Annotated in this window: 28 protein-coding genes, 4 tRNA genes and 1 pseudogene; 15 read left to right on the forward strand and 18 right to left on the reverse strand. The window is 65.6% G+C overall.

Features of this window, described 5'->3' with window-relative positions; all coding sequences use genetic code 11:
• Positions 1-131, forward strand: a pseudogene (locus tag G3N99_RS41845) (methyl-accepting chemotaxis sensory transducer); the annotation flags it as partial.
• Between the two features lie 101 nt (positions 132-232).
• Here the strand turns inward: G3N99_RS41845 and G3N99_RS11800 are convergent.
• Positions 233-1393, reverse strand: coding sequence for an alkane 1-monooxygenase (locus tag G3N99_RS11800; RefSeq protein ID WP_174941406.1), 1161 nt, complete (start codon positions 1391-1393; stop codon positions 233-235).
• Positions 1394-1932: 539 nt separating this feature from the next.
• On the opposite strand from G3N99_RS11800, the gene G3N99_RS11805 reads away from it, so the two are divergent.
• From G3N99_RS11805 to G3N99_RS11825, 5 genes are all read left to right on the forward strand, one after another.
• Positions 1933-2577 (forward strand): GNAT family N-acetyltransferase, encoded by a 645-nt coding sequence (locus G3N99_RS11805; RefSeq protein ID WP_241011597.1) that lies wholly within the window; start codon positions 1933-1935, stop codon positions 2575-2577.
• A 169-nt stretch (positions 2578-2746) separates the two neighbouring features.
• Positions 2747-3520: a septum site-determining protein MinC gene (gene minC, locus G3N99_RS11810; protein WP_174989682.1), complete on the forward strand. Its 774-nt coding sequence runs from the start codon at positions 2747-2749 to the stop codon at positions 3518-3520.
• Positions 3521-3579: 59 nt separating this feature from the next.
• Positions 3580-4395 (forward strand): septum site-determining protein MinD, encoded by an 816-nt coding sequence (gene minD, locus G3N99_RS11815; protein WP_034182973.1) that lies wholly within the window; start codon positions 3580-3582, stop codon positions 4393-4395.
• A gap of 12 nt (positions 4396-4407) precedes the next feature.
• On the forward strand, positions 4408-4662 hold the full coding sequence (gene minE, locus G3N99_RS11820; protein ID WP_006486661.1) for a cell division topological specificity factor MinE: 255 nt from the start codon (positions 4408-4410) through the stop codon (positions 4660-4662).
• A gap of 160 nt (positions 4663-4822) precedes the next feature.
• Positions 4823-5224, forward strand: coding sequence for a YXWGXW repeat-containing protein (locus tag G3N99_RS11825; RefSeq protein ID WP_174944738.1), 402 nt, complete (start codon positions 4823-4825; stop codon positions 5222-5224).
• Positions 5225-5340: 116 nt separating this feature from the next.
• Here G3N99_RS11825 and G3N99_RS11830 read toward each other — a convergent pair whose 3' ends face one another.
• A complete protein-coding gene (locus tag G3N99_RS11830) occupies positions 5341-6903 on the reverse strand; it encodes a chloride channel protein (RefSeq protein WP_206122474.1) in 1563 nt (520 codons plus the stop codon).
• Between the two features lie 170 nt (positions 6904-7073).
• Here G3N99_RS11830 and waaC point away from each other — a divergent pair, with 170 nt between their 5' ends.
• Positions 7074-8072, forward strand: a complete 999-nt coding sequence (waaC, locus tag G3N99_RS11835) for a lipopolysaccharide heptosyltransferase I (protein WP_174941398.1) — start codon at positions 7074-7076, stop codon at positions 8070-8072.
• Positions 8073-8091: 19 nt separating this feature from the next.
• Here the strand turns inward: waaC and G3N99_RS11840 are convergent, their stop codons facing one another.
• The 9 genes from G3N99_RS11840 to rph all read right to left on the reverse strand — a co-directional run bounded on the left by G3N99_RS11840 (position 8092) and on the right by rph (position 14599).
• Positions 8092-8271 (reverse strand): hypothetical protein, encoded by a 180-nt coding sequence (locus G3N99_RS11840; protein WP_011351270.1) that lies wholly within the window; start codon positions 8269-8271, stop codon positions 8092-8094.
• Between the two features lie 104 nt (positions 8272-8375).
• A complete protein-coding gene (locus tag G3N99_RS11845) occupies positions 8376-9686 on the reverse strand; it encodes an MFS transporter (protein ID WP_011351271.1) in 1311 nt (436 codons plus the stop codon).
• A gap of 293 nt (positions 9687-9979) precedes the next feature.
• Entirely contained in the window at positions 9980-10471 is a 492-nt protein-coding gene (locus G3N99_RS11850; protein ID WP_174989684.1) for an energy transducer TonB, read from the reverse strand.
• Between the two features lie 343 nt (positions 10472-10814).
• The gene (locus tag G3N99_RS11855; RefSeq protein WP_011351274.1) at positions 10815-11108 is read right to left on the reverse strand and encodes a hypothetical protein; all 294 of its coding nucleotides are present in this window, start codon (positions 11106-11108) and stop codon (positions 10815-10817) included.
• A 212-nt stretch (positions 11109-11320) separates the two neighbouring features.
• Positions 11321-11716, reverse strand: a complete 396-nt coding sequence (locus tag G3N99_RS11860) for a hypothetical protein (protein ID WP_174941392.1) — start codon at positions 11714-11716, stop codon at positions 11321-11323.
• A 142-nt stretch (positions 11717-11858) separates the two neighbouring features.
• A tRNA-Ser gene (locus G3N99_RS11865) sits at positions 11859-11946 on the reverse strand.
• A 44-nt stretch (positions 11947-11990) separates the two neighbouring features.
• The gene (hemW, locus tag G3N99_RS11870; protein WP_174944801.1) at positions 11991-13205 is read right to left on the reverse strand and encodes a radical SAM family heme chaperone HemW; all 1215 of its coding nucleotides are present in this window, start codon (positions 13203-13205) and stop codon (positions 11991-11993) included.
• A gap of 34 nt (positions 13206-13239) precedes the next feature.
• Positions 13240-13866, reverse strand: coding sequence for an RdgB/HAM1 family non-canonical purine NTP pyrophosphatase (gene rdgB / locus G3N99_RS11875; protein ID WP_206122475.1), 627 nt, complete (start codon positions 13864-13866; stop codon positions 13240-13242).
• Between the two features lies 1 nt (position 13867).
• A complete protein-coding gene (gene rph / locus G3N99_RS11880; RefSeq protein WP_174941386.1) occupies positions 13868-14599 on the reverse strand; it encodes a ribonuclease PH in 732 nt (243 codons plus the stop codon).
• 173 nt (positions 14600-14772) lie between these two features.
• Here rph and G3N99_RS11885 point away from each other — a divergent pair, with 173 nt between their 5' ends.
• The 4 genes from G3N99_RS11885 to G3N99_RS11900 all read left to right on the forward strand — a co-directional run bounded on the left by G3N99_RS11885 (position 14773) and on the right by G3N99_RS11900 (position 19078).
• Complete coding sequence (locus G3N99_RS11885; protein ID WP_011351283.1) at positions 14773-15696, forward strand: YicC/YloC family endoribonuclease; 924 nt, start codon at positions 14773-14775, stop codon at positions 15694-15696.
• 6 nt (positions 15697-15702) lie between these two features.
• The gene (gene gmk / locus G3N99_RS11890; RefSeq protein ID WP_174941384.1) at positions 15703-16386 is read left to right on the forward strand and encodes a guanylate kinase; all 684 of its coding nucleotides are present in this window, start codon (positions 15703-15705) and stop codon (positions 16384-16386) included.
• A gap of 58 nt (positions 16387-16444) precedes the next feature.
• Positions 16445-16648 (forward strand): DNA-directed RNA polymerase subunit omega, encoded by a 204-nt coding sequence (gene rpoZ / locus G3N99_RS11895; protein ID WP_006025620.1) that lies wholly within the window; start codon positions 16445-16447, stop codon positions 16646-16648.
• Between the two features lie 63 nt (positions 16649-16711).
• Entirely contained in the window at positions 16712-19078 is a 2367-nt protein-coding gene (locus tag G3N99_RS11900; protein WP_174941382.1) for a bifunctional (p)ppGpp synthetase/guanosine-3',5'-bis(diphosphate) 3'-pyrophosphohydrolase, read from the forward strand.
• Between the two features lie 199 nt (positions 19079-19277).
• Here the strand turns inward: G3N99_RS11900 and G3N99_RS11905 are convergent.
• The 3 genes from G3N99_RS11905 to G3N99_RS11915 all read right to left on the reverse strand — a co-directional run bounded on the left by G3N99_RS11905 (position 19278) and on the right by G3N99_RS11915 (position 19634).
• A tRNA-Arg gene (locus G3N99_RS11905) sits at positions 19278-19354 on the reverse strand.
• A 60-nt stretch (positions 19355-19414) separates the two neighbouring features.
• Positions 19415-19491 (reverse strand) — tRNA-Arg (locus tag G3N99_RS11910).
• A 66-nt stretch (positions 19492-19557) separates the two neighbouring features.
• Positions 19558-19634 (reverse strand) — tRNA-Arg (locus tag G3N99_RS11915).
• Between the two features lie 129 nt (positions 19635-19763).
• Here G3N99_RS11915 and greB point away from each other — a divergent pair.
• Positions 19764-20327: a transcription elongation factor GreB gene (gene greB, locus G3N99_RS11920; RefSeq protein WP_174989993.1), complete on the forward strand. Its 564-nt coding sequence runs from the start codon at positions 19764-19766 to the stop codon at positions 20325-20327.
• Between the two features lie 83 nt (positions 20328-20410).
• On the opposite strand, the gene G3N99_RS11925 is transcribed toward greB, so the two are convergent.
• Positions 20411-21556: a porin gene (locus tag G3N99_RS11925; RefSeq protein ID WP_174948168.1), complete on the reverse strand. Its 1146-nt coding sequence runs from the start codon at positions 21554-21556 to the stop codon at positions 20411-20413.
• A 501-nt stretch (positions 21557-22057) separates the two neighbouring features.
• On the reverse strand, positions 22058-22330 hold the full coding sequence (locus tag G3N99_RS11930) for a hypothetical protein (protein ID WP_174944577.1): 273 nt from the start codon (positions 22328-22330) through the stop codon (positions 22058-22060).
• A gap of 393 nt (positions 22331-22723) precedes the next feature.
• On the opposite strand from G3N99_RS11930, the gene G3N99_RS11935 reads away from it, so the two are divergent.
• Positions 22724-22927, forward strand: a complete 204-nt coding sequence (locus G3N99_RS11935; protein ID WP_011351289.1) for a cold-shock protein — start codon at positions 22724-22726, stop codon at positions 22925-22927.
• Between the two features lie 141 nt (positions 22928-23068).
• Positions 23069-24205, forward strand: a complete 1137-nt coding sequence (locus G3N99_RS11940; protein WP_206122476.1) for an exonuclease domain-containing protein — start codon at positions 23069-23071, stop codon at positions 24203-24205.
• 34 nt (positions 24206-24239) lie between these two features.
• Here the strand turns inward: G3N99_RS11940 and G3N99_RS11945 are convergent, their stop codons facing one another.
• Positions 24240-24833, reverse strand: coding sequence for a chorismate mutase (locus G3N99_RS11945; RefSeq protein ID WP_206122477.1), 594 nt, complete (start codon positions 24831-24833; stop codon positions 24240-24242).
• Positions 24834-25056: 223 nt separating this feature from the next.
• Positions 25057-25161 carry a chorismate mutase gene (locus G3N99_RS11950; protein ID WP_162269111.1) on the reverse strand — a complete coding sequence of 35 codons (105 nt, stop codon included), beginning with the start codon at positions 25159-25161 and terminating at the stop codon, positions 25057-25059.
• 239 nt (positions 25162-25400) lie between these two features.
• Between G3N99_RS11950 and G3N99_RS11955 the strand changes: the two genes are divergently transcribed.
• A complete protein-coding gene (locus tag G3N99_RS11955) occupies positions 25401-25790 on the forward strand; it encodes a DUF2946 domain-containing protein (RefSeq protein WP_175046494.1) in 390 nt (129 codons plus the stop codon).
• The last annotated feature ends 69 nt before the right edge of the window (positions 25791-25859 follow it).

The raw sequence follows: 25859 nt of genomic DNA on the forward strand, positions 1-25859 counted from the left end.
TGATGGACGAAGCGACGCAGCGCAACGCGGCGCTCGTCGAGCAGGCCTCGGCCGCGACACAGGCGCTGGCCGAGCAGGCGAGCGCGCTGCGGCATGCGGTGGCCGTGTTCAGGCTGCCGGAAATGGAGTGACGGTTGCGCCGTCGCGCCGGATGGCGACGGAACCGGGGGCCGGCGCGGCGCCCGCTTTCAGCGGTGCGTCGGCGCCAGTCTCCCCCGGCCGTCCCCCGCGATCACGCTGCGGCCGGATATTGCGCGAGCACCCGGGCGCGGATCGACGGCTTGATGTTCGATTGCGCCATGTTGCCGCCGTAGTGCGCGACCACGCGCGGATTCATCACGCGATACCAGAGCGGCGGCACGTACGCGAACAGGATCATCGTCGCGTAGCCGGCCGGCAGTTGCGGCGCATCGTCGAAGTGGCGCAGCGCCTGGTACGAGCGCGTCGGATTCGCGTGATGGTCGGCGTGCCGCTGCAACTGGTACAGGAACAGGTTGGTGACGACGTGATTGCTGTTCCACGAGTGCTGCGGCGTGCAGCGTTCGTAGCGGCCGTTCGGCAGCTTGCGGCGGCCGAGCCCGTAATGCTCGACGTAGTTCACGACTTCGAGCAGCGACGCGCCGTAGACGGCCTGGATCACGAGGAACGGAATCACGACCTTGCCGGCCATCGCGATCGCGATGCCCCACACGACGACGGTCATCGCCCACGCGTGCAGCACCTCGTTGCGCCAGGTCCACGGCGAGTGCCCGAGCCGTTCGAGGCGGGCCTTCTCCAGCCGCCACGCCGAGCGGATGCTGCCGGTCACGGTACGCGGCAGGAACGCCCAGAACGATTCGCCATAGCGCGCGCTCGCCGGATCCTCGGCCGTCGCGACGCGCACGTGGTGTCCGCGGTTGTGCTCGACGTAGAAGTGACCGTATGCGACCGGCGCGAGCGTGATCTTCGCGAGCCAGCGCTCGAAGCGGTTGGTCTTGTGCCCGAGTTCGTGCGCGGTATTGATCGAGATGCCCGTCGCGGCGCCGAGTGACAGCGCGAAGCCGATGTAGTCGTACCAGGCCAGCGCATGTGTGCCGACGATCCACACGCACGCGAAGAACGCGACGTATTCGACGAGGGTCGCGAGATAGACGATCAGCCGGTAGTAGCGCTCCCGTTCGAGGTGCGGCACGACGTCCTCGGGCGGGTTGTCGCGATCGTCGCCGATCAGCGTGTCGAGGATCGGGATCACGCCGAACGCGAACAGCGGGCCGAACCACCAGAACACGTGCAGGCCCGTCGACAGCGCGAGCTGGGCGGCGAGGATCGGCAGCGTGATCGTCAGCGCGCCGAGCAACCACAGGTAACGCTTGCCATCCGACCAGCTCGAAGCCGATCCGTCGGTCATTGCCATTGTCTCCCTCCTGCCGGCCGGCCCGAGGGCGGCCGCCTGTACGGTTGTTCGAATTCTCGTTGGTCCGCGACGCGCGCGCGGTTGTGCCGGATCGTCACCCGGTTCTGCCTGTTATACGACCCATGCGCACGCTTGCCAAACTCCTGCACTAGGCGCGCGGCTCCAAACGGAGGGGCGCGTGTGGCGCAGGCAGGGAAGGGCCCGCGCAAGCTGATTGAAACATGCCGGGATCGCCGGATCGATCCACTCGGGCGGTTGAATTGTCAGATGGATGGCGCGCCGTGACGTGTGCGGGTGTCGGTGCCGCCGGTCCGCAACAAATGTTGCGATGCAATATACGGCGGGCGCCAGCACCCGTGATACATGCTTTCGGGGTTGCTAATCTTACGGATCATTACTGCTTCCGCGCTGAAATCCGCCGGGCCCGACGGGCAACTGCCGCATGTCGCAAGGCGACTGGCGCCATGCGTCGAACCAAGCCGCCGCAACCGTCTTTCGGTTGCAAGCATCGACATCGCAATGCTGCACCTGCACACCAGCTGGCCGCACGGCTGCCGGCGGTGCATGCTGCCTTTCGATTCGCGCCGCCATTTGAAAATAACGATTTGACTCATGCCCCGCTTTCGGTTGAAGCTAATAGCTTGCTGTCCGAAGGGGGCTGTGCCTGCATGAGTTCGACCTTGACCGTTCGTCGTATCGTTGCCGATCAGGGCAGCGTGTATCGCGAACTCCGCGCCGCATCGCTGCGCGAGCCCTACGCGCCCGGCGAAGCGCCGGAGGCCGAATTGCTGAACAACGTCGAAACGGACGCAGCGTCGGCGATTGCCGCGCAGCGCGCCGTGTCCGACGAGTCGACGACTTTCCTGCTGTATACCGAAGGCCATCCGGCCGGCATGATCGGCGCGTATTTCGACAATACGCCCGATCGGCGCGCGTTCGTCAGCGAGCTGTGGGTGGCGCACGCGGTGCGTCATCTGCGCGGCGGCGTGCTGCTGCTGGAGACGGCCACCGCATGGCTCGCCGAGCGCGGCGCCCAGGACGTCTACGCCTGGATTGCCGATGCGAACCGCAACGCGATCCGCTTCTACGAGCGGGCGGGTTTCGGCAACACCGGCGAACACGCGCCGATCGCGCGGATGCCCGGTGCGATGAAATCGCTGTTCGTGTCGCAGACGAAGCACTGACGTGACATCAGAACGCGGGCCGCGCGGCGCGATGAAGATCCGGTCGCCCGCTTGCCTGCCCGCCTGCCGGTTGCGCGCCCGCCCGGGCCGCCGCCCCCCGGTTCCCCAAAAATAATGGCCGCGCGCGTGGACGCCTGTAAAATACGCAAAAAATTTTTGCAGAGTGTCCATGTCGCTTAAAAAATCGCCATTCTTCGAGCTGCGCAGCGGATCGGTCGATACGTTGCTGTTCACCGTGAAGACGACCGATCTCGATGCGTTGCGTACCGAACTGGTCAAGCGCTTCGAAGCGACTCCCGAGTTTTTCGCCGACGATGTCGTCGCGATCGACGTCCGCCGCCTGGCAGACGGCGAACGCGTCGCGCTGGCGGACATCCGCCAGATGCTGAACGACGTGCGGATGCGCCCGGTGGGCGTCGTCGCGCTGGCAACGCAGGGCTGGGCGGGGGAAGCCGGCCTGCCGTTGCTCGAGGCGCGCGATCGCCGCACGCCGGCCGCGAAGCACGCTGACGAAGCGGAACCGGCGCCGGCGCCCGTCGTCGAGGCTGCCGCCGCTCCGGCAGCCGAACCGGCGCAGGAGCCCGCACCGACGTTGTTGCACGCGGGCGGCCAGACGCTCGTGATCGACCGGCCGTTGCGTTCGGGGCAGCAGATTTACGCGAAAGGAGACCTCGTGGTGCTCGCGCCGGTCAGTCACGGCGCGGAGATCATCGCGGAAGGCAATATCCACATCTACGCGCCGTTGCGCGGCCGCGCACTCGCGGGCGTGCACGGCAATCACGACGCGCGCATTTTCTGCACGTGTCTCGAGCCGGAACTGATTTCGATCGCGGGTATCTATCGAACAACCGAGAACCCGTTGCCTCCTGAAGTACTGGGCAAATCGGTGCAGATCCGGCTCGAAGAGGAAAAACTGATGATCGAACCGCTGCGCCTGACGTAATCCACGCGGTGCGCTCCGGAGCGATCGGCTCTCATTGACGAACACAGGGTATTGGGTAAATGGCAAAAATCATCGTGGTGACCTCGGGCAAGGGCGGCGTGGGCAAGACGACGACGAGCGCGAGCTTTGCGTCCGGTATCGCGCTGCGCGGCCACAAGACGGCCGTCATCGACTTCGACGTCGGCCTGCGCAACCTCGATCTCATCATGGGCTGCGAACGCCGCGTGGTGTACGACCTCGTGAACGTGATCCAGGGCGAAGCGAACCTGAACCAGGCGCTGATCAAGGACAAGAAGTGCGAGAACCTGTTCATCCTGCCGGCGTCGCAGACGCGCGACAAGGATGCGCTCACGCGTGACGGCGTCGAGAAGGTGCTGAACGACCTGGTCGCGATGGATTTCGAATACATCGTCTGCGATTCGCCGGCCGGTATCGAGGCAGGTGCGCTGCACGCGATGTACTTCGCGGATGAAGCGCTGATCGTCACGAACCCGGAAGTGTCGTCGGTGCGCGACTCGGACCGCATTCTCGGCATCCTGTCGTCGAAGACCAAGCGCGCGACCGAAGGCAAGGATCCGATCAAGGAACACCTGCTGATCACCCGCTACAGCCCGAAGCGCGTCAGCGAAGGCGAGATGCTGTCGCTCGAGGACATCAGCGAGATCCTGCGCATCAAGCTGATCGGCGTGGTGCCCGAGTCGGAAGCCGTGCTGCATGCATCGAACCAGGGTCTGCCGGCCGTGCATATCGACGGCACCGACGTTGCGGAAGCGTACAAGGACGTCGTCGCGCGTTTCCTCGGCGAAGACAAGCCGCTGCGCTTTACCGATTACCAGAAGCCGGGCCTGCTGCAGCGCCTCTTCGGCAGCAAGTAACGGAGGCCGTCCATGTCCATCCTTTCGTTTCTCCTCGGCGAGAAGAAGAAGTCCGCATCGGTCGCGAAGGAGCGCCTGCAGCTCATCATCGCGCACGAGCGCGTCGGCGGCCGGCCGCCGGCCGATTACCTGCCGGCGCTGCAGAAGGAGCTGGTCGCGGTCATCTCGAAGTACGTCCATATTTCGAACGATGACATCCGCGTGAGCCTCGAGCGCCAGGACGATCTCGAAGTCCTCGAAGTGAAGATCGAGATCCCGCAAGCCTGACCGTTGCAGGTATCCCTCCGCACGGCGGCACTCGCCGCCGTGCGCGTCTTACGCCCTGTTGCACTTTCGGGCACGCCGTAACACGGTGTCTGTCGGCCGTTACCGCTCCTCCCGCATTGAACGAATACGCTCGCGTAACTTGTTCAACCAGGAGGTTGTGATGGCTGTCTCTACTGTTCAACGTCGTATCGTTTCGCTCGCCTTGATTGCCGCGAGCCTGTCAGCCGTCGTCGCGCCGCTTGCCGCGCATGCGGACGAGATTCTCGTCGGCACCCCCGTGATCGTGCCGCAGGGCCGCGTGGTCGTCGCCGAGCCGGTTGCCGTGCGCACCGAGGAAATCGTCGTCGTCGCGCCGAATGCGCCGCCGCCGGTGCGCTACGAGGTCGTGCCGGCCTCGCGCGTGGGCTACGTGTGGGATCGCGGCCACTGGCACTGGGAGCATGGCCGCTACGTGTGGATCGGCGGCCACTGGGAAGCCGAGCGCGTCGGCATGCAATGGGTGCCGGGCCATTGGGACCAGCGCGGTCCGAACTGGTTCTGGACCCGTGGCCACTGGGCGTGATGGAGGCGGACGATGAAAAGAACCGCAATCGCCATCGCGCTCGTCGCGATCACGCTGGCCGGATGCATCGTCGTGCCGGCCCGGCCCGTGTACTACCGGCCGGCCCCCGTCGTGATCTACTGAGCGTCGCGCGGGCCGGGCTGCGCCGGGCCGTTCGTCCCGGCCGCGGCCGGCTCGTCGTCGTGCGGCGCCGGCGCAGGTGCAGGTGCATGCGCTGCGCCTTCGGCCGGCGCGGCGGCGGACGATACTTCGCCGCCTTCGTCCCGCAGCGTGTCGAGCGGATCGGCGGGCGCCGCAGCCGCATCCTGCGGCTCGGTGACGCCGGTTGCCACTGTCGCGCTCGTCGCGCTTGCCGCAGCCTGTTCGGCGGCCGCGACGGGCGGCGCGAGATAGCGCTGGGCGAGCGTTTCGTAGAGCGGCGGCGCGAAAAAGCGCGATACGCGGCTCGACACCAACGCGGTTGCCATCAGCGAAATCACGAGCGCGTGACCGTTGATCATCTCCATCACGATCACGAACGACGTGATCGGCGATTGCGTGACGGCCGCCATGTAGCCGACCATCGCGAGCGCGATCAGCATCGGCAGGCTCATGTTGCTGAACACGATGTGCAGCAGGTTGCCGAACCCGGCGCCGATCGACAGCGACGGCGCGAAGATCCCGCCCGGGATGCCCGGCAGGTACGACGCGACCATCGATATCATCTTCAGGAACGGATAGAACACCGACAGATGCTGGCTGCCGTCGAGCAGGCCGCGCGCCTCGGCGTAGCCGCTGCCGAAGGTCGTGCCGCCCGATACGAGCCCGACGACGGCGATCGTGAAGCCGCACAGCGCGGCGAAACTGATCGGCCGCTCGCGATACAGACCCAGCAGCCGCGCGGGCAGCCAGCGTCCCGTGTTGAGCAGCAGCCAGCAGAACAGGCCGCCCGCGATCCCCGTGACGATCGCGGTGACCAGCACGGCGAGCGCCAGCAGTTTCGGGAAATGGGGGCCGGCATCGATCGTGCCGAAATACGTGTAGTTGCCGTTCAGCCCGAGCGCGACGACGCCGGCGAGGATGATCGCGGTGATCAGCACGCCGCTGGCGCGCGCGGAGAAGCTGCGCGTCAGTTCCTCGATCGCGAACACGATTCCGGCGAGTGGCGTATTGAATGCGGCCGACAGCCCGGCCGCTGCGCCGGCGAGCACCAGCTGGCGTTCGATCTGCGCGTTCGAGCGCGGGTAGAAGCGTCGCAGGTTGAACATCAGTGCCGCGCCGACCTGCACGGTCGGCCCTTCGCGGCCGATCGTGAAGCCGCCCAGGATGCCGAGGAACGAGACCAGCACCTTGCCGAACAGGATGCGCAGCGTCAGCAGCCGGGAGCCGAACGCGCTCGGGCGCGCATGCAGCGTCGCGATCACCTGCGGGATACCGCTGCCCTCGGCGCCACGGAAGAAGCGGCGCGTGATCCATACCGACACCGCGGCGATGGTCGGCGTGATCAGCAGCGGCAGCCACGCGGCGTGATCGCGCATCGTGCGGAAGGTTTCGTAGCCCCAGTCGATCAGTCGCGCGTAAAGTACGGCCGTGAGGCCGACGACGATCGCACCGAGCCAGAAAACGCCGTACTGGCGCCAGATCCTCAACGAACGACGGGTGAGGGCGGGAAACAGGGCGGGAAGGGCGGGGCGTTGCATCGACGCGGGCCGGTAGGCAAAGATCGAATTATAAAAAGAACCGGATGCGGGCGGGGCGCGAGAATGTTCCCGAAAGGTGATGCATTTTGTTGCAAAAGTAATTTTCACGTAATGTTGGCGCATGTAACCATCGTTAGCATGCCAAATTGGCCGGTCTATCCCCATACATCGTGAAACGAATCCTCATCGTGAAAGTGACGTCGCTCGGCGACGTCGTCCAGACGCTACCCGTCGTCGCGGATCTGCACCGCGCCTTTCCCGGCGTAACGGTCGACTGGGCGGTGGATGAATCGTGCGCGGAGGTCGTGCGCTGGCATCCGGGCGTCAGCCATGTCCTTTGCGCACCGCTGCGCCGCTTCAAGAAGATGCGCAATCGCGGCGACCTGAAGGCGATCACGGCGTCGATCGGCGCGCTGCGGGCGCACCGCTACGATGCGGTGATCGACCTGCACGGCGTCTACAAGAGCGCGATCATTTCGGCGCTGGCGCGCGCTGCGCGCCGCGTCGGTTACCAGACGCAGGATCTCGGCGAAGCAGGCGCACGCTTTGCGTATTCGCATCGTTTCGGCCCGCGGCCGGACTGCGACGCGTGGCACGGGATGCGCGTGAGCGCCGGCGAGGCGCTCGGCTACGCGCCCGAGGGCATCGCCACGTACGGCATCGTTCCGCCACGGGACGTGAACCTGCCGGCGGCCGTGACCGACGGCGCACCGTTCATGCTGCTGTTTCATGCGACGTCGAACCCCGACAAGAAGTGGCCGGCTGACCACTGGGCCGCGCTCGCCACGCAGATGATGGCGCGTGGCGTACGCGTGCTGTTGCCGTGGGGATCGGCTGCCGAGCATGACGATGCACAAGATATTGCCGCACGCGCGCCGGGTTCGGTCGTGTTGCCCGCGATGACGGTGCGCGAGCTCGGCGCGGCGCTCGGCCGGGCTGCGCTCGTGGTGGGGGTCGATACGGGGTTCGTGCACATGGCGCACGCGCTGCAGCGGCCGACCGTGATGATTTTCGTCGCGACGTCGCGGCACCATTGCGGGATCGGCGGCGCGCCGAATGCCCTGTCGATCGGCGAGCCGGGCACGATGCCGACCGTCGACGAGGCGCTGGACGCGATCGATGCGGTCGGCCCGGCCTACGGCGCGCTGCGCGCGCGGCTGACTGCCTGACGAAGCGAGGCGTGCCGGTTCAGGCGAGCAGCGCCTCGACCGTGACGACGGCGGCGATGGCCGCCAGGTTCGCCAGCAGCGCCTCGAACACGAGGCCGCGCCAGGTCTTCGGCCGGAAGCGCAGTGCGAGCAGGATCGCGCCACCCAGCGCAAGCGCGAGGATCAGGACGAGATCGGCATTGCCGAGGCGGATGTTCATGGCGGCGGCTCCTTCGGGGCGGGATCCCGGGGGCGCGCGGCGGCGCACCCAGGATCGAGTATAGGCAGCGCCGGCCACCGCACAACCCGGGTCGCCCCGGAGTCTCAGACGAGCGATGCGTCGCGCGTTTCGCGCATCAGCAGCACACCAATCAGGCTGATTGCTGCCGCAACCGATACATAACCGCCGACCCACGACAGCCCGCCGCGTGCGGCCAGCAGTTGCGCGATATACGGCGCGATCGACGCGCCGAGGATCCCGCCGAGGTTGTACGCGACGCCCGCGCCCGTATAGCGGACGTTGGTCGGGAACAGTTCCGGCAGCAGCGCGCCCATCGGTGCGAACGTCACGCCCATCAGGAACAGCTCGATCGTCAGGAACAGCGCGACGAGCGGCATCGAGCCGCTGCCGAGCAGCGGTTCCATCGCGAAACCCGACAGCAGCGCGGCGATTGCACCGACGACGAGCACCGGCTTGCGGCCGAAGCGGTCGGATGCCCACGCGGACAGCGGCGTCGCGAGTCCCATGAACACGACCGCGAAACACAGCAGGCCGAGGAAACTCTGGCGCGGAATATGCAGCGCCGACACGCCATACGACAGCGAGAACACCGTCGAGATGTAGAACAGCGTGTAGCAGACGACCATGGCGAGCGCACCGAGCAGCGTCGGCCGCCAGTGTTGCGTGATCAGTGTCGCGACCGGCACGCGCACGCGCTCGTTGCGATCGAGCGCGGCCTGGAACGCGGGCGTTTCGGTGATCTTGAGCCGCACGTACAGGCCGAGCGCGACGAGCACCGCACTGACCAGGAACGGGATGCGCCAGCCCCAGCTGCGGAACTGATCGTCCGACAGCGACAGCGCGAGCGCAAAGAACAGGCCGTTCGACATCAGGAAGCCGACCGACGGCCCGAGCTGCGGGAACATGCCGAACCAGCCGCGCTTGCCCTGCGGCGCGTGCTCGGTCGCGAGCAGCGCGGCGCCGCCCCATTCGCCGCCGAGGCCGATCCCCTGGCCGAAGCGCAGCACGCACAGCAGCACCGGCGCGAGCGCGCCGATCGCGTCGTAGCCGGGCACGAAGCCGATGGCGGTGGTGGACACGCCCATTACGAGCAGCGATGCGACGAGCGTCGATTTGCGGCCGATGCGGTCGCCGAAGTGCCCGAACAGGAACGAGCCGATCGGGCGTGCGATGAAGGCGATGCCGAACGTGACGAAGGCGGACAGCGCCTGTGCGGTCGCGGATCCGTGCGGGAAGAACACGGGGCCGATCACCAGCGCGGCGGCCGTTGCGTACACGTAGAAATCGTAGAACTCGATCGCGGTGCCGATGAAGCTGGCGAACACGATGCGCCGGTGGCTGACGGCGCCGGCCGAACCGGTTGCGTGTGCAACGGTCGGGGGGGATGCGGACATGGATGTCTCCGTTTTGTCGTTGGGGCGGTCGGCTGAGCGTGCGGTCGGGCAGGCGGACGCCTGCCGGGGGCAGCCGAGCGGATGATGCGGTGGCGGCGTGGACGCGCGCCGTGGCGCGGACGTCACCCGCCGGTCGACGATGGAGACGGGTACGTCGCCGCCGCCCGGTGCCGGCGTGGTCGGCTCGCATGCCGGGTGGGGCGCGCGAACGCACGCGCGGCGTGATGGCCGCGCGATTGCGGAAAATTATAGCCAGCGCCGCCGCGCACCGGCAATCGCGGTGCGGCAATCGCTCAGTCGATCGATTGCGCCTGCGCCGACGCGGTGCTTTGCAGCTGGAAGTGGCCGTCGTCGTTGAAGAGCCAGCCTTCCATCAATTCGAGCCGGCCGTTGCCGTCGAGCAGTCGCGACGGCGGCGGCGGCAACGGCGCCGAGCGGCGCAGCGACGCGAGCGCGAGTGCTTCCGCTTCGCTGTCGCCATTGCTGCGGTAGACGGACGCGTTGACGAGCCGGCCGCTGCCATCGACGGTGAAGGCCACGACGACGAGCGAGCGGAGCATGGCCTGCGGTGTGCCGTGCAGCATGCCGGACGGATTGCGTTCGGCGACGCGCTGCGCGACTTCGACGCGGTACTGGTCGAGGCTGCCGCTACGGGTGATCGACGGAATCGTCAGGATCGAGTGCAGCGACGGAGGCGGCGTGATCGTGCACGCCGCGAGCATGGCGACGACGGCCAGCGCAACTGCACGCAGCCGGTCGACGCGCAAACGGGGAAGGGGGCGCATGGGAGGCTAGCCAGAAGTGACTATAAAAAAATGATAGGCGCACGGACGCGAGCCGATATCGGGAGAAACGCATAACGGGCGATGCCGGATGTTGCGATCGCTGATGACGAGCAGGCGTGCGCTCGTGCATCGCGATGTGACGTGACATGTGACAGCGCGCTCGCGCGGCCGCCGTACGTGTGCGTCCCGGCGCGCGTGTGTGCGTGTTGCAAGGTTGAAAGAAAGGCGTGGAACACGAGTGGCACGCGGGCACGTGGCGATGGTCCGGCCGGGCGCAGCGGGTTGCCGCGGGCAGTACCGCGGCGGCGGCCCGCGCACTCTTCAGCGATGCGTGCCGCCCGGTTCAGAAGCCGTGTGTGACGAGCGACAGGATCGACAGGTCGGGGTGCGTACCGTCGATGATGCTCTTGCCGATGTGCACGGCTTCATGGACGGCTTCATCGAGGCTCGCGAAGCTTTCCTCGCCGTCCGCGTGGAATGGCACCGCGTGGCCGGGCAATGCGGGATTCGCGCCCGGATGGCACACGTAGCCGGTGTAGGTGTAGCGCGTGTCGCTGCCGGGCACGGTGGCCGGCACGACATGGACCTCGAAGCCTTCGTAATCGACGTGTTCCGCCGGTGTCGACAGTTCGGTCATGGCGATCTCCGTGTACCGCACGCAGGGGTGGCGCGCGCGGCATCGAGTACGCGGCGGCGGTCGTGTCGCCGTGTTGATCGAATTCTAGGTGATCGAGCGGCCGGCCGGGAGGCTTCCGGCGCGGCGCGACAGCGGCCGTTGCGGGGAACCGGTGGTGCGCTGCCGCGGACGCGCGTTCCATCCCGACGGACGGCGTCGCGCGCAAGGCCGCATCATTGCTTGCAGCGCGCGTCCTTGCGCTGCACGACGATGATCACCGGGTATTTCTGCCCGTGGTCGAGCTCCACGCGGGCCACGACGGTCAGCGTCGCCGGATCGGAGTCGTCGTACACGCTGACCTGTTCGTTCCGGAGATAGGTCACGCCGGTACAGTTCGACGTGCGGCTGTCGTCACCCACCTTGCACTGGAGGTCGTTTTCCTTCAGGTAGTTGTAGGGCGACGGGCTTGCAAGGTATTCGCGCAGGCCGCGCGGCGAGCCGCCGACGCCGCTCACGTAGGCGATCGCGCACGACGCTTGTGCATCGCTGCCGGCGGCGGTGTCCGCTGTCGCCTGCGTGCTGACGGCAACCAGCAGCGCGGCGAGCGACGAGACGATGAAGGGCTTCATGACGTGGGTTTCCCGTTTCGCGAATCGGAGCGCCGGATTGTAACGGCATCCGGCGCGACGCGTCGGAACGTGGGGGAAGGGTGTGCGCGGGCCAACAAAAAACCCCGTCATTCGGTGAATGGACGGGGTTTGGCGAACTTCCTGGCGGAAGCGGTGAGATTCGAACTCACGGACAGTTTCCCGTCGCCGGTTTTCAAGACCGGTGCCTTAAACCGCTCGGCCACGCTTCCACACGAGGCGGCATTGTAACCGAAATGCCGCGAGGTTCATTCCTTCAATCGTCGCGCAGGAACAATTCGTGCAGGTCGTTGAGGAAACGCTGGCCGAGCGGCGTCGGCGCGATCTGCGCGAAATCGCGCGCGATCAGCCCGCGTCGTTCCGCTTCCTGCAGCGCCGGCTCGATCGTGCTCATCGGCAGGCCCGTGCGTTCGGCGAAGCTGTGCACGGGGAAGCCCTCGACGAGCCGCAGCGTGTTCAGCATGAACTCGAACGGCAGGTCGCGCGCGCCGACTTCACGTTCTTCCTGCACGGCCGTGCCGGCCATCGCCTGCTCGATGAAGGTTGCCGGATGCTTGTAGCGTGCCTGCCGAAGGATCCGGTTCGGGAACGACAGCTTCGTGTGTGCACCCGCACCGATCCCGAGATAGTCGCCGAAGCGCCAGTAGTTCAGGTTGTGCTTGCACTGATGATTCGGCTTCGCATACGCGGAGACTTCGTAGCGCCCGTAACCGGCCTCGGCCGTGCGCGCGTGAATCCATTCCTGCATGTCGGCCGACGCGTCGTCGTCGGGCACGACCGGCGGGAACTTCGCGAACAGCGTATTCGGCTCGAGCGTCAGGTGATACAGCGACAGATGCGGCGGCGCGTACGACAGCGCGGTCTCGATGTCGGTGCGGCATTCGTCGAGCGTCTGGTTCGGCAGCGCGAACATCAGGTCGAGGTTGAAGTTGTCGAAGTTCTTCGCGGCGATCTCGACAGCGGCGCGTGCCTGAGTGGTGTCGTGAATCCGGCCCAGCGCCTTCAGGTGCGTCTCGTTGAAGCTCTGGATGCCGACCGACAGGCGATTCACGCCGCTCGCGCGGAACTGCGCGAACTTCGCGGCTTCGAACGTGCCCGGATTGGCCTCGAGCGTGATCTCGGCATCGGCGTCGAGCGGCAGCAGCGCACGCACGTCGGACAGCATCCGGTCGAGGCCGGCCGCCGACAGCAGGCTCGGCGTGCCGCCGCCGATGAATACCGTATGCACCTGCCGGCCCCACACGAGCGGCAGCGCCTGCTCGAGATCGGCGCGCAGCGCGTCGAGATATTCGGTTTCCGGAAACCGCTCACCCTTCCACTCGTGCGAATTGAAATCGCAGTACGGGCACTTGCGCACGCACCACGGGAAATGCACGTACAGGGCGAGCGGCGGCAGCGACGTGAGCCGCACCTGGCCGGGCGATGTGAAGGTCGCGACGACGCGCGCGCCGGTTTCCGCGGCCTGGCTCATGCAACCTCCGTTGGCGAACGGGTATCGGGCACGCTCATGCTTCCTCCGCGAGCCGCGCCAGCAGCGCCTTCAGCGCCAGCGCGCGATGGCTGTGCGTGTTCTTCACGGCCGGCTCGAGTTCGGCGGCCGTCGCGCCGAGCGACGGCAGGTAGAAATACGGGTCGTAGCCGAATCCGTGCTCGCCGCGCGGCGCGTCGACGATCTCGCCCGCCCAGCGCCCTTCGGCGAACAGCGGTTCGGGGTCGTCCGCGTGGCGCACGAGCGCGAGCACGCAGCAATAGTATGCGCGCCGGTCGTCGACGCCGTGCAGTTGCTCGACGAGATACGCATTGTTCGCCGCATCGCCCTTGTCGCGGCCCGCGCGCTGCGCATAGCGCGCCGAATAGACGCCCGGCGCGCCGCGCAGCACGCGCACGCACAGCCCCGAATCGTCGGCGATCGCCGGCAGCCCGGTGAGCCGCGACGCGTGGCGTGCCTTCGTCAGCGCATTCTCGATGAAGGTGCCGAACGGCTCATCCGCCTCGGGCACCGCGAGGTCGCCCTGCGGGACGATCTCGATGCCGACCGTCGAGAACAGCGCGGTGAATTCGCGCAGCTTGCCGGCGTTGTTCGATGCGAGAACGATGCGCGACAGCGGCGCGATGGTGTGGTCGTCCGGCATGTCAGGCGCCCAGCACGTCTTTCTGGAGCTGCACGAGCTCGGCGATCCCGCCTTGCGCGAGGTCGAGCAGCGCGTTCATCTCGGCGCGCGAGAACGGCACGCCTTCGGCCGTGCCCTGGACTTCGACGAAGCCGCCGGCGCCCGTCATCACGACGTTCATGTCGGTGTCGCACTGAGAATCTTCTGCGTAATCGAGGTCGAGCACCGGCGCGCCTTCGTATACGCCGACCGAGATCGCGGCGACGTGGTCGGTGATCGGCGAGCGCGTGAGCTTGCCGGCCGCGATCAGCTTCGACACGGCGTCGTGCGCGGCGACGAATGCGCCGGTGATGCTCGCCGTGCGCGTGCCGCCGTCGGCCTGGATCACGTCGCAGTCGATGTGGATCGTGCGCGGGCCGAGCGCCTCGAGGTCGAACACCGCGCGCAGCGCGCGGCCGATCAGGCGCTGAATTTCCTGCGTGCGGCCGGTCTGCTTGCCGCGGGCGGCTTCGCGGTCGCTGCGCGTGTGCGTCGCGCGCGGCAGCATCCCGTATTCGGCGGTCAGCCAGCCTTGCCCGCGGTCGCGCAGGAAGTCGGGGACGCGTTCGGAGACGCTCGCGGTGCAGAGCACCTTGGTGTCGCCGAATTCGACCAGTACCGAGCCTTCGGCATGTTTCGTGTAGTGGCGCGTAAGGGCGACCTTGCGCAGTGCGTCGGCGCGGCGGCCGCTCGGGCGGGAAACGGAGGACGTCATGTGGGAATCGCGGAACGAGAGGAAACCCCGATTTTAGCGCCGAACGGCCGGCGTGCCCGGCGAGGTGGTCCGCAAAAATGGGATAATGCGCGCTTCCCGCCCCGCGCTTTCCGATGCGCCGGGCGCCTCGACATTTCCCCGCCCGCGAGGGCACCCAGACGGCGAGACGAACCATGATCTACAGCATGACGGGCTACGCGAGCGCGACGCGCGAACTCGCAACGGCCACCGGCAACGGCGGCACCAGCGTGTCGGTCGAACTGCGCACCGTGAACTCGCGCTTCCTCGACCTGAATTTCCGGATGCCGGACGACGTGCGCGCGTGCGAACCCGCGCTGCGCGAAATGCTGATGAACAAGCTGTCGCGCGGCAAGGTCGACATCCGCATCAACCTGCAGCGCGGCGAGCAGAGCATCGGCGCGGGCGCGCTGAACCAGTCCGCGCTCGGCCAGCTCGCCGAGCTCGAACGCTCGGTGCTCGACTCGTTCCCGGGCGTCGGCCGCCTGCGCGCGGGCGAGATCCTGCGCTGGCCCGGCGTGATCGCCGAGAGCGGCGTGTCGGCTGACGCGATCCGCGAGGCGGTGCTCGCGTGCGGCAAGGAAGCGATCGGTGAGCTCGTCGTCGTGCGTTCGCGCGAAGGCGCCCAGCTGGCGACGATGCTGCTGTCGAACGTCACCGAGATGGAAGCGATCGTCGCGCGCATCACGCCGCTCGTGCCGGAGCTGATCGCGAAGCACCAGCAGAAGATCGTCGAACGGCTGCAGGAGGCGCTCGGCATCGCGGCGCCCGAAGGCAGCTCGACGATCGTCACGCGCGAGGAAGCCGCGGAGCGCATTCGTCAGGAAGTGACGATGTACGGGATCCGGATCGACATCGCGGAAGAACTGTCGCGGCTCACCGCGCACCTGAACGAAACGCGTCACGTGATCGAGAAGGGCGGCCGCGTCGGCAAGCGTCTCGACTTCATGATGCAGGAACTGAATCGAGAAGCAAACACGCTCGGCTCGAAGGCGGCGGCGAAGGAACTCGCCGACGCATCGATGGCGCTCAAGCTGTTGATCGAGCAGATGCGCGAGCAAGTGCAAAACCTGGAGTAAAGCAACATGACGGAATCTACTCGCGACGCGCACGCGTCGCATTCGCTGCACGGCGGCGTCTATCCCGGCAACCTGTTCATGGTCGTCGCGCCGTCGGGCGCCGGCAAGTCGACGCTCGTGAATGCGCTGCTGTCGAAGGACAGCGACATCTGCCTGTCGATCTCGTACACGACGCGCAAGCCGCGCCCGGGCGAGCAGGACGGCCAGCACTATCACTTCACGACGGTCGAGGATTTCCGCACGCGTCACGCGGCGCACGAATTCCTCGAGAGCGCGGAAGTGCACGGCAACTACTACGGCACGTCGCGCGTTTGGATCGAAGAGCAGATGAAGAACGGCCACGACGTGCTGCTCGAGATCGACTGGCAGGGCGCGCTGCAGGTGAAGAAGCAGTTCCGCAACGCGGTCGGCATCTTCATCCTGCCGCCGTCGCTCGATGCGCTCGAGGAGCGCCTGAAGAAGCGCGGCCAGGACGAACCGAACGTGATCACGCGCCGCCTGCTGGCCGCCGGTAGCGAGATCGCACACGCGTCCGAAGCGGAATACGTGGTGATCAACGAGAATTTCGAGCGTGCGCTTGCCGAGCTCGAATGCATCGTCGCGGCCACGCGCCTGCGCTTTGCTTCGCAGTACGCGCGACACACGGAGCTGTTCATCGAGCTCGGCATCCATCTGCCCCACGCGGAATGACGCGGGGGACGAGGGACATAAGGTAGAATAAGGACTATATTCAGAAGGAATTACCAACATGGCTCGCATTACCGTCGAAGACTGCCTGAAGCAAATCCCGAACCGCTTCGAACTGGCGCTCGCCGCCACCTATCGCGCGCGGCAGCTCGCGCAAGGCCATACGCCGAAGATCGAAAGCCGCGACAAGCCGACCGTCGTCGCGCTGCGCGAAATCGCTGCCGGCCAGGTCGGCGTCGAGATGCTGAAGAAGGTGCCGGTGTAACGCGCATCCGGCCCGTTCCAGCCATGTAATCCACGCGCGCAACGACTCGACCTGGAGGCGAATATGAGCACCACCCCATCGTCCGCCTCCGCGGATTCGACCACCGAAGCCACGGCCCAGTCGCCTGCGCGCCAGTACATCGACGCGGTCCTCGAACAGTCCTTCCGGCATCTGTTCGGGCCGACCGCCACCCCGGAGCAGCCTCGCAAGCACGGCGTCGTTTCGATCGCGAAACTGACGGCTGCGCTTGCCGAGTATCTTCCTCCGGAAGAAATCAAAGAGATCAAGGCGGCGTTCCACTTCAGCGACGAAGCCCACCTCGGTCAATATCGCCAGAGCGGCGAACCCTACATCACCCATCCCGTCGCCGTCGCGGAAATCTGCGCCGGCTGGAAGCTCGACGCGCAGGCCGTCATGGCAGCGCTCCTGCACGACGTGATGGAAGACCAGGGCGTGACCAAGAGCGAGCTGGCCGAGCGGTTCGGCCCGAAGGTCGCCGAACTGGTCGACGGCCTGTCGAAGCTCGACAAGATGGAGTTCCGCAGCCGCGAGGAAGCGCAGGCGGAAAACTTCCGCAAGATGCTGCTCGCGATGGCGCGCGACGTGCGCGTCATTCTCGTCAAGCTCGCCGACCGCCTGCACAACATGCGTACGCTCGGCGCGGTGCCGATGGAAAAGCGCCGCCGCGTCGCGCGGGAAACGCTCGACATCTACGCGCCGATCGCGCACCGCCTCGGGTTGAACAATACGTATCGCGAGCTGCAGGACATGAGCTTCGCGAACTTCAACCCGCATCGCTACGCGACGCTCGAGAAGGCCGTGAAGGCCGCGCGCGGCAATCGCCGCGAAGTGATCAGCAAGATCCTCGAGGCCGCGCAACGCGCGATGGCCGACGCGAAGATCGACGCCGAGATCACCGGCCGCGAAAAGACCATCTACAGCGTGTATCGCAAGATGCGCGACAAGCAGCTGTCGTTCTCGCAGGTGCTCGACGTGTACGGCTTTCGCGTCGTCGTCGACAGCCCGCTCGACTGCTACACGTGCATCGGCGCGCTGCACGCGCTGTACAAGCCCGTGCCCGGCAAGTTCAAGGACTACATCGCGATCCCGAAGATCAACGGCTATCAGTCGCTGCACACCACGTTGGTCGGCCCGTTCGGCGCGCCGATCGAGTTCCAGGTGCGCACGCGCAAGATGCACGAGATCGCCGAGGCGGGGGTCGCCGCGCACTGGCTGTACAAGAACGGCAGCGCGGATCTCAGCGACGTGCAGAAGCGCGCGCACCAGTGGCTGAAGTCGCTGCTCGACATCCAGAGCGAAGCCGGCGATTCGAGCGAATTCCTCGAGCACGTGAAGATCGACCTGTTCCCCGACGCGGTCTACGTGTTCACGCCGAAGTCGAAGATCATGGCGCTGCCGCGTGGCGCGACGGCACTCGATTTCGCGTATTCGATCCACAGCGATCTCGGTAACCAGTGCGTGGCCGTGAAGATCAACAACGAGCTGCTGCCGCTGCGCACCGAGCTGAAGAGCGGCGACATCGTCGAGGTGATCACCGCGCCGTATTCGAAGCCGAACCCTGCATGGCTCGGCTTCGTGCGTACCGGCAAGGCGCGCTCGGCGATCCGCCACTACCTGAAGACGATGCGCCTGAACGAATCGGTGCAGCTTGGTGAGCGGCTGGTCGACCAGAGCCTGAAGGGCTACGGTCTCGCGCTGGCCGATGTCGAGCCGGAAGTGTGGGAGAAGCTCGTGCAGTGGACGGGCAACAAGAGCCGTCAGGAAATCTTCGCGGACATCGGCCTCGGCCGTCGCGTGGCCGCGGTGATGGCCAAGCGCATCGAGGTGCTGATGAGCGGCCGCGATGCGGACGACGATCTGCCGAAGTCCGAGCGGCATCCCGCGCACCATGCGCCGCCGGTCGTGATTACCGGCACCGAAGGGATGTCGGTGCAGTTGTCCGCGTGCTGCCGGCCGATTCCGGGCGACGCGATCATGGGCTACATCGGCATTGGCCTGGGGATGGCGATTCATACGACCGATTGTCGCGTGGCGCAGCGTATTCATCGCCGCGATCCGGGCCGCTGGATCGACGTCGAATGGGCGCCGCAGCCGGGCCGCCTGTTCGATGTCGCCGTGAAGGCGCTCGTGAAGAACACGAAGGGCATCTTTGCGCGTGTGGCAGCGGACATCACGTCGGCCGACGCGAACATCGTGCATATCGCGATGGACGAGGATCTGACGCACGAATCGACGGTGCTGCGTTTCGTGATTCAGGTCAGCGACCGCGTGCATCTCGCGAACGTGATGCGACGCGTGCGCACCAATCCGGACGTGATGCGGATCATGCGCGAGCGATCGACCGACGACGGCGCGCATGCGCGCCACGACGGCGGCATGCGCATCGAGCGCGAGCGGCAGGATTATTGATGTTTCGCCCGCGTGGGCGATCGATCGACGGCGGCCAATGGCCGCCGTTTTCATTTGTGCGGCCGGAGAGGCGAACGTGCGGCGTGGTCGACGTTCGTCCGAAAAGCGGCGCCACGCAACCGGACGTTGCCGTGCCGTGAGCAAGGGAAGGGGAGGCAGAAAAGAAAAAGGGCTTTCCCGGAGGAAAGCCCTTTTAAGGTGGCGCGGCTGGCAGGATTCGAACCCACGACCCCTTGGTTCGTAGCCAAGTACTCTATCCAACTGAGCTACAGCCGCACGCAAAACGGTACTGCTTAACTGTCGGAACCTTCTGCGATGGGAAGGCCCCCAAAAAAGTGGCGCGGCTGGCAGGATTCGAACCCACGACCCCTTGGTTCGTAGCCAAGTACTCTATCCAACTGAGCTACAGCCGCACGCAAAACAAAACTTCTACTGCTTTGAACTGAAAGGGCCTTCGGTTCAGAAGGCCCTCGAAAAAGTGGCGCGGCTGGCAGGATTCGAACCCACGACCCCTTGGTTCGTAGCCAAGTACTCTATCCAACTGAGCTACAGCCGCACGCAGAAGCGAAATTATAGCAGGGTTGTATAAAAAGGGAAGCCTTATTCGCGAATTGTTCTGCACGGCCTTGCCGGGGCGCCCTTCGTGTACCCTTGGAGCATCAGTCATCCATGTTGAATCTGCATCATGAACAAGGCGTTTGTCAAAGAGTCGGACGGCGACGACGACGATCTGGACCAGGCCCAGCCAGCGATTCCGGCGGGCTCGAAGAACTACATCACGCCGGCCGGTCACAAGCGGCTGAGGGACGAACTGCTGAACCTGATCGACGTCGAGCGTCCCGAGGTCGTGCGGCTCGTGTCCTGGGCTGCGTCGAACGGCGACCGGTCGGAGAACGGCGACTATATCTACGGCAAGCGGCGGCTTCGCGAGATCGATCGCCGCATCCGCTTCCTGACGAAGCGGCTCGATCTGGCCGAAGTCGTCGATGCGAGCCGGCAGGAGAACGTCGACCAGGTATTTTTCGGCGCAACGGTCGATTACGAGACGCCGGACGGCGAGGATCACACGATCACGATTGTCGGGATCGACGAGGTCGATCTCGATCACGGCTGTGTGAGCTGGATTTCGCCGGTCGCGCGTGCGCTGATCAAGGCGAAGATCGGCGATACCGTGATGCTGATGACGCCGGCCGGCCCGCAGCCGATCGACGTGCTCGACGTCCGTTATCCGCCGCCGGGCAACGCCTGAGCGGCGCTCAACGCAGCCCGGCAAGGAAAAAGCGCCCCGATGGGGCGCTTCGTCATCCGGCGTGCGGCCGATGTGCCGGTCGCTCAGAAGCGGTGGCGCATGCCGGCCGTGACCGCGATCTGCTTGTTGGTCGATGACGCGGCACCCAGCCCGTTGATGTTGGCGCCGAGGTCGAGGCCGTCGTTGTTGACCTTCTGGAACTCGCCCTGCAGGTAGACGTCGGTGCGCTTCGACAGCGCATAGTCGGCTTGCAGGTTGAACTGGTGCCAGGTCGGCTTGTCGCCGGCCAGGCGGCCCTGCGTGTACGTGTAGGAGCCGGCGAGCGACAGTGCCGGCGTCAGCGCGTAGCGTCCGTTGAGTTCGTAGTTGCTGAAGCGCGCGGTTCCGCCGAGGCCCGTGATGCCGCCGGACACGCCGGACTGTCCCGCGCTGATCGCGCGGATGCCGGTCAGGCGCGTCTGCGTGAACACGAAGCCGACCGTCGCCGGGCCGAACCCGTAATTCAGGCCGGCGCCCCAGGTGCGCTGCACGCGCGAGGCGAAGGTCCAGTCGCCGGTCACCGCGCCCGGATCGGACGCCGCCTGCGCGAGTGCGTTCACGTCGCTGTTCAACTGCAAGTAGGCCGCGGCGAAGTTGAAGCCCAGGTAGCTGTACGACACGCCGCCGCTATAGGCGCGGTTGTTCGCGAAGGCCGTCGAGTTCGAGAACCCGTACAACGCACCGAACTTGAGGCCGCCGTAGTTCGCGCTCTGATACTTGACTGCGTTGTTGATCCGGAACGAATTGTTCAGGTTGTCGTTGTCGAACGGGTGGGCAAACTGCGTGCCGCCGTACTGGGTACCCGTCAGCGACAGCGGCCCGAGATAGTCGACGACGCTGTCATATTGCCGGCCGAGCGTCAGCGAACCGTAGCTGTCGTGCGCGAGGCCGACGAACGCTTGCCGGCCGAATTCCCGGCCGTTCTGCTTCAGCGCGCCGTTATTGATGCCGAAACCATTTTCCAGCGTGAAGATCGCTTTCAGGCCGCCGCCGAGATCTTCGGTGCCGCGCAAGCCCCAGCGGCTGCCGTTGACCGACCCGCTCGTTTCCTGCCAGGCGCTATGGCCGCCCTGATTGTTCGTGTAGGTGATGCCTGCGTCGATCAGGCCATAGAGCGTCACGCTGCTTTGGGCGTGAGCTGCCGTAACGAATACACCCGACAGCGCGGTGACGATCAGGGTTTTTTTCATGGATCTGTCTCCAAACAGGATGATGTCGATCGAACCTGCTGCGGACTGGCATGTTTTGCTTGACGTTGCGGCCGGTCCGGCAGAGCGGCGGTGCGCTTATCAAAAAGCCATCTGCAGTGTACGGAGGGCGTGGAGCGGGGGAAGGATGCGCTTTAAGCAATAATATATTTTGGAATCCGCAAAGATTGGCAATCCAGCGCAAACGATTGCCCATCAAGGGTTTGCGGCGGTGCAGCGAAGAAAAATGGCGATCAGGACTACGTAACGGGCGTTGCGCGATCGCGACAGGCAGTCAGCAGCAGGCGGGGATGGTCGTAATCCGATTATTGACACATCGGCAATAGAGGTTTGTGTGGAGCATGGCTAATGAAAGGTTGTTCTCTCGCTATACTGCGATCTCTGCTTTCCGAAGCAGACTTTTTCGTTGACGGAAAAGATCTCCAAACCTTTGTCGGCGCGACTTCCCAGTCGCGCTTTTTTTTTGCCCCGTCGGTCCGCGCGCTATTGCGCGAACGAGCGCCGCTTGCGCTTGGCCGCAGGCGCGGCCTCCTTGTCTTCGTTCGGCGGCGGCGTATATGTCCAGTCTTCCATCACGTAGTGACGGGCATCGAGCGGCGACGAGAGCAGGTTCTGCCAGTGATCGCCGTGCCAGGTCGTATCGAATTCGGTGTCGCACGGCGCTTCGCGCGAGGACGCGGACTCGGCCAGGGCGCGGGACTTGCGGCGTACGCGTCCGAGCCGGCTCGCGAAGCGCTTGATTCCGTCCAGCCACATGACCTTCTCCTTCCTTCCGACGTTAAGTGAGCATCGCAATGTCCCCGGATTTCCGCAACCCGGAAAAAACCCGAGGATTTTACCGACCCGATTTGTCCCCGGTAGGAATTTCATGGGTGAAAATATTGGAACTCTGATCCCGGTAATATTGACAGGTTTTTGATGCGAATCAATTAATCAAATGCGATGGTGTACCGATTCCAATGGCATTAGCTCTTTTTTGATAAAACGATCATCAAAAATTTCCTTGACGCACCCGGATTGTCCAATTTATAAAGTCAGCACTCCGTCCTCGGGCGGCGTGCTGGTGCTGGTGCTGGCGCAATGTTTCGGGATTTCGGGAAACGGCTATAAAAATAGCTTTTTTGATCTAATCGAGTGGGGAACGAAGACATGGATACCGGTATCGTGAAATGGTTTAACGATGCTAAAGGTTTCGGCTTTATTACGTCGGACAATGGTGGTGAAGATTTGTTTGCACACTTTTCCGAAATCAAGATGGACGGCTTCAAGACGCTGAAGGAAAACCAGCGTGTTTCGTTCGACGTGAAAGTCGGGCCGAAAGGCAAGCAGGCAGCGAATATCCAGGCGGTCTGACGCGCCACGCATTGCCGATCACGTCCGGCCCCCGCATGGCGGGGGCTTTTTGTTTTCCGGGGACGGAGCATCCCGGTTCGGGCTGGCCGCGAACGGGGATGCCGGTGCATACTCACGGAAGCACCGTTTCCCAGTCTTTTCATGTCTGATTCCCCCCGTCCGTCCGATCCCGCCAGCGAACAGCCGCTCGTCTTCGTCGACCTTGAAACCACAGGCGGCTCGCCCGCCGAACACCGCATCACCGAAATCGGCGTGGTCGAAATCGGCCCGCTCGGCGTGTCGACGTGGACAACGCTCGTCAATCCGTGGCAACCGATTCCACCATTCATCCAGCAACTGACGGGCATCTCGGACGAGATGGTGCGCGACGCGCCGTCGTTTGCGTCGCTGGCGCCGGTGTTGTTCGAGCGGCTCGACGGCAAGCTGTTCGTCGCGCACAACGCGAGCTTCGACCGCGGCTTCCTGCGGGCCGAATTCGAGCGCGCCGGCTTCGCGTTCAATCCCGATGTGCTGTGTACGGTGCGGCTGTCGCGAGCGCTGTTCCCGCGTGAATCGCGGCACGGGCTCGACGCGTTGATCGAACGGCACGGCCTCGTGCCGGCTGCGCGCCACCGGGCGCTGGCGGATGCCGACCTGCTGTGGCAGTTCTGGCGCCTGTTGCACGACATCGTGCCGCTCGAGCGGCTGCGCGACCAGATTGCGCGCACGACGCGCCATTTCCGTCTGGGCGGTGACCTGACGGAAGCCTGGCTCGATACCGCGCCGGCCGGGTGCGGCGCGTACGCGCTGTTCGGGGAGGAGGACGCGCCGCTGTATGTCGGTCGCAGCGTGCGGGTGCGGCAGCGGTTGCGTGCGTTGCTGACGGGCGAGCGTCGTTCGTCGAAGGAAATGCGGCTTGCGCAGCAGGTCAGGCGGGTTGAATGGCGCGAGACCGGCAACGAGCTGGGGGCGATGCTCGCCGAAGCGCAATGGATCGCACGGCTGCGGCCGTCGTACAACCGGCGCCCCGTGGCGGACGCCCGTGCCGGTGGTGCGCCCTGGCCGTTCGAAGGCGCCGTCGCGTTCGAGGCGAGCGGCGAGCGCCGCCTGTTTCATGTGATCGATGGCTGGCGCTATCTCGGCGCGGCGGAATCGCTCGACGCGGCCGCACGGCTCGCGGCCGACGGGGCGGACGGTGCGTTCGAACCCTTCACCCACCGCCTGCTGCAGACGCACCTCGCGCGCGGCCTGCAACTGATTCCGCTCGCCGCGCTCACGCCTGAGGGGCAAGCGGGTTAATCAGGCGCGGTCGCGCGACCCGCGCCCGCCGTCGTCAGCCGATCGCGCTTGCGCCGCCGGCCGAGCAGACGTGCGACAGCGCGGTGTCGAGTGCCTGCGTTTGCGTGGAGTTGTAGCGCGTGAGCGTCTTCCAGTTGGCGATGCTGCGCGCGAGCCGCGCCTGGCAATCGGGCGCATCGCGCAGCGGTGCAACCTGCGCGAGCCCCGCGAGCATTTTCTGCGTCAGCCGGTCGAGCGCCGGGCGCGTGCTGGTCGCGAGATCGGGCGGCGTGCCCTCTGGCGGCCGCGTCGCGCGCCAGGTCGCGAACAGCGCGTTCTGCACATCCTTGCTCGCGGTGATCTGATCCTCGAAGAACGTCCGTGCGAACGCGGGATCGACGCCGACCTGTGCCGCGCGCTTCTCGACCGATACGAGCAGCTCCGCTTCGCGCGGCCGGTCCTCGATTGCCTTGTGATTCGCCCATTTCCAGCGAGCGACCGGTTCGGCGAGCGCGAGGCGCTGCGACGCGAGCGCGACGATGTTGGTGAGGGCGGTGTCGTCGCCGTCTGCATTGGCGATGCGCGGGGACGAAAGGAGGGCGACGCCGAGCGCGGCGACAGCGAGGCTGGCACGAATGGCTTGCTTCATCGGAACGATCGGGAGAGCCGGGCGGGCCGGAGGTGGAAAACCAGAAGGATAGACGAAGACAGTCGCGCGGCGTAGCGCAGCGACCGGAGAATCAGCAGGCGAGCTGATCCGGCACCGTCAGGCTGTTGCGGCCCGGGTGCGAGGCGAATTGCGCGCGATGCGCAGTGATGAACCGCACGATAGCGATGATCGACACGTGGCGGTTACAGAACCGAACAGGCGTTCACTTCGGCGAGTACAGCTTGTGCTGCTCGTCGAAGAATGCCCGCACGTGGTCGGGCAATTCGGCGAGGAATTCCACGCCGACGGGTTCCGGATCCGGGCTCATCACTTGCTCCGGCGGTGGCATGCGAGTTGGTCTTTCGTCCATGGTCATTTCTCCAGCAGGTTCGATGATTATCAACCTCGCGCTTGGATTTATGCCAGTGGCGAATCGTTAGATTTTGTCTCTGTTGTATTAACGGCACATGCGCTCTGACGCGTGCTGCGATGCCGACTATTGCCTCGTGCGGAATCGGCAACAATCGGGCCGCTTGTTATACTTGCGCGCACTTTTTCTGGACCGCAATGAAACGAACGACGCGATGGATCGGCCTCGTATGGCTGGCGCTGGTACTGAACGTACTGTCGCCCGTCATCGGCTATGCGCGTCTTGCATCGAGCGGCTCCGGCGAGCTCACGCTCGAGTTGTGCAGTGCAGCGGGCGCCCGTCAGGTCGTGCTCGCGCAGGCGGGCGGCGATCACGATACGTCGTCGTTCGACCATGCCGGCGTGCCGCACTGCGTGTACTGCCCCGGCTTCGCGGCGAACGTGGCGCTCGGGTCGAGCCTGCCCGCGCTGCCGGGCTTCGTGCGGACGTTCGCCTACCGCGCGGCCGCGCCGGCCATTCCCGAATTTCCCCGCAAGGGCATCCGTCTCGCGCAGCCTCGCGCCCCGCCTGAAAACGCTCCGATCTGATTGATGTCGTCCGCGCGCCCCGGTGGCGCGCGTGCCGTCCGCGGCCGGGCCGCGTGCCGCGCCGGCCGT

Source organism: Burkholderia sp. Ac-20392, from assembly GCF_017104585.1.
In the GTDB taxonomy this organism is placed as follows: Bacteria; Pseudomonadota; Gammaproteobacteria; order Burkholderiales; family Burkholderiaceae; genus Burkholderia; species Burkholderia lata.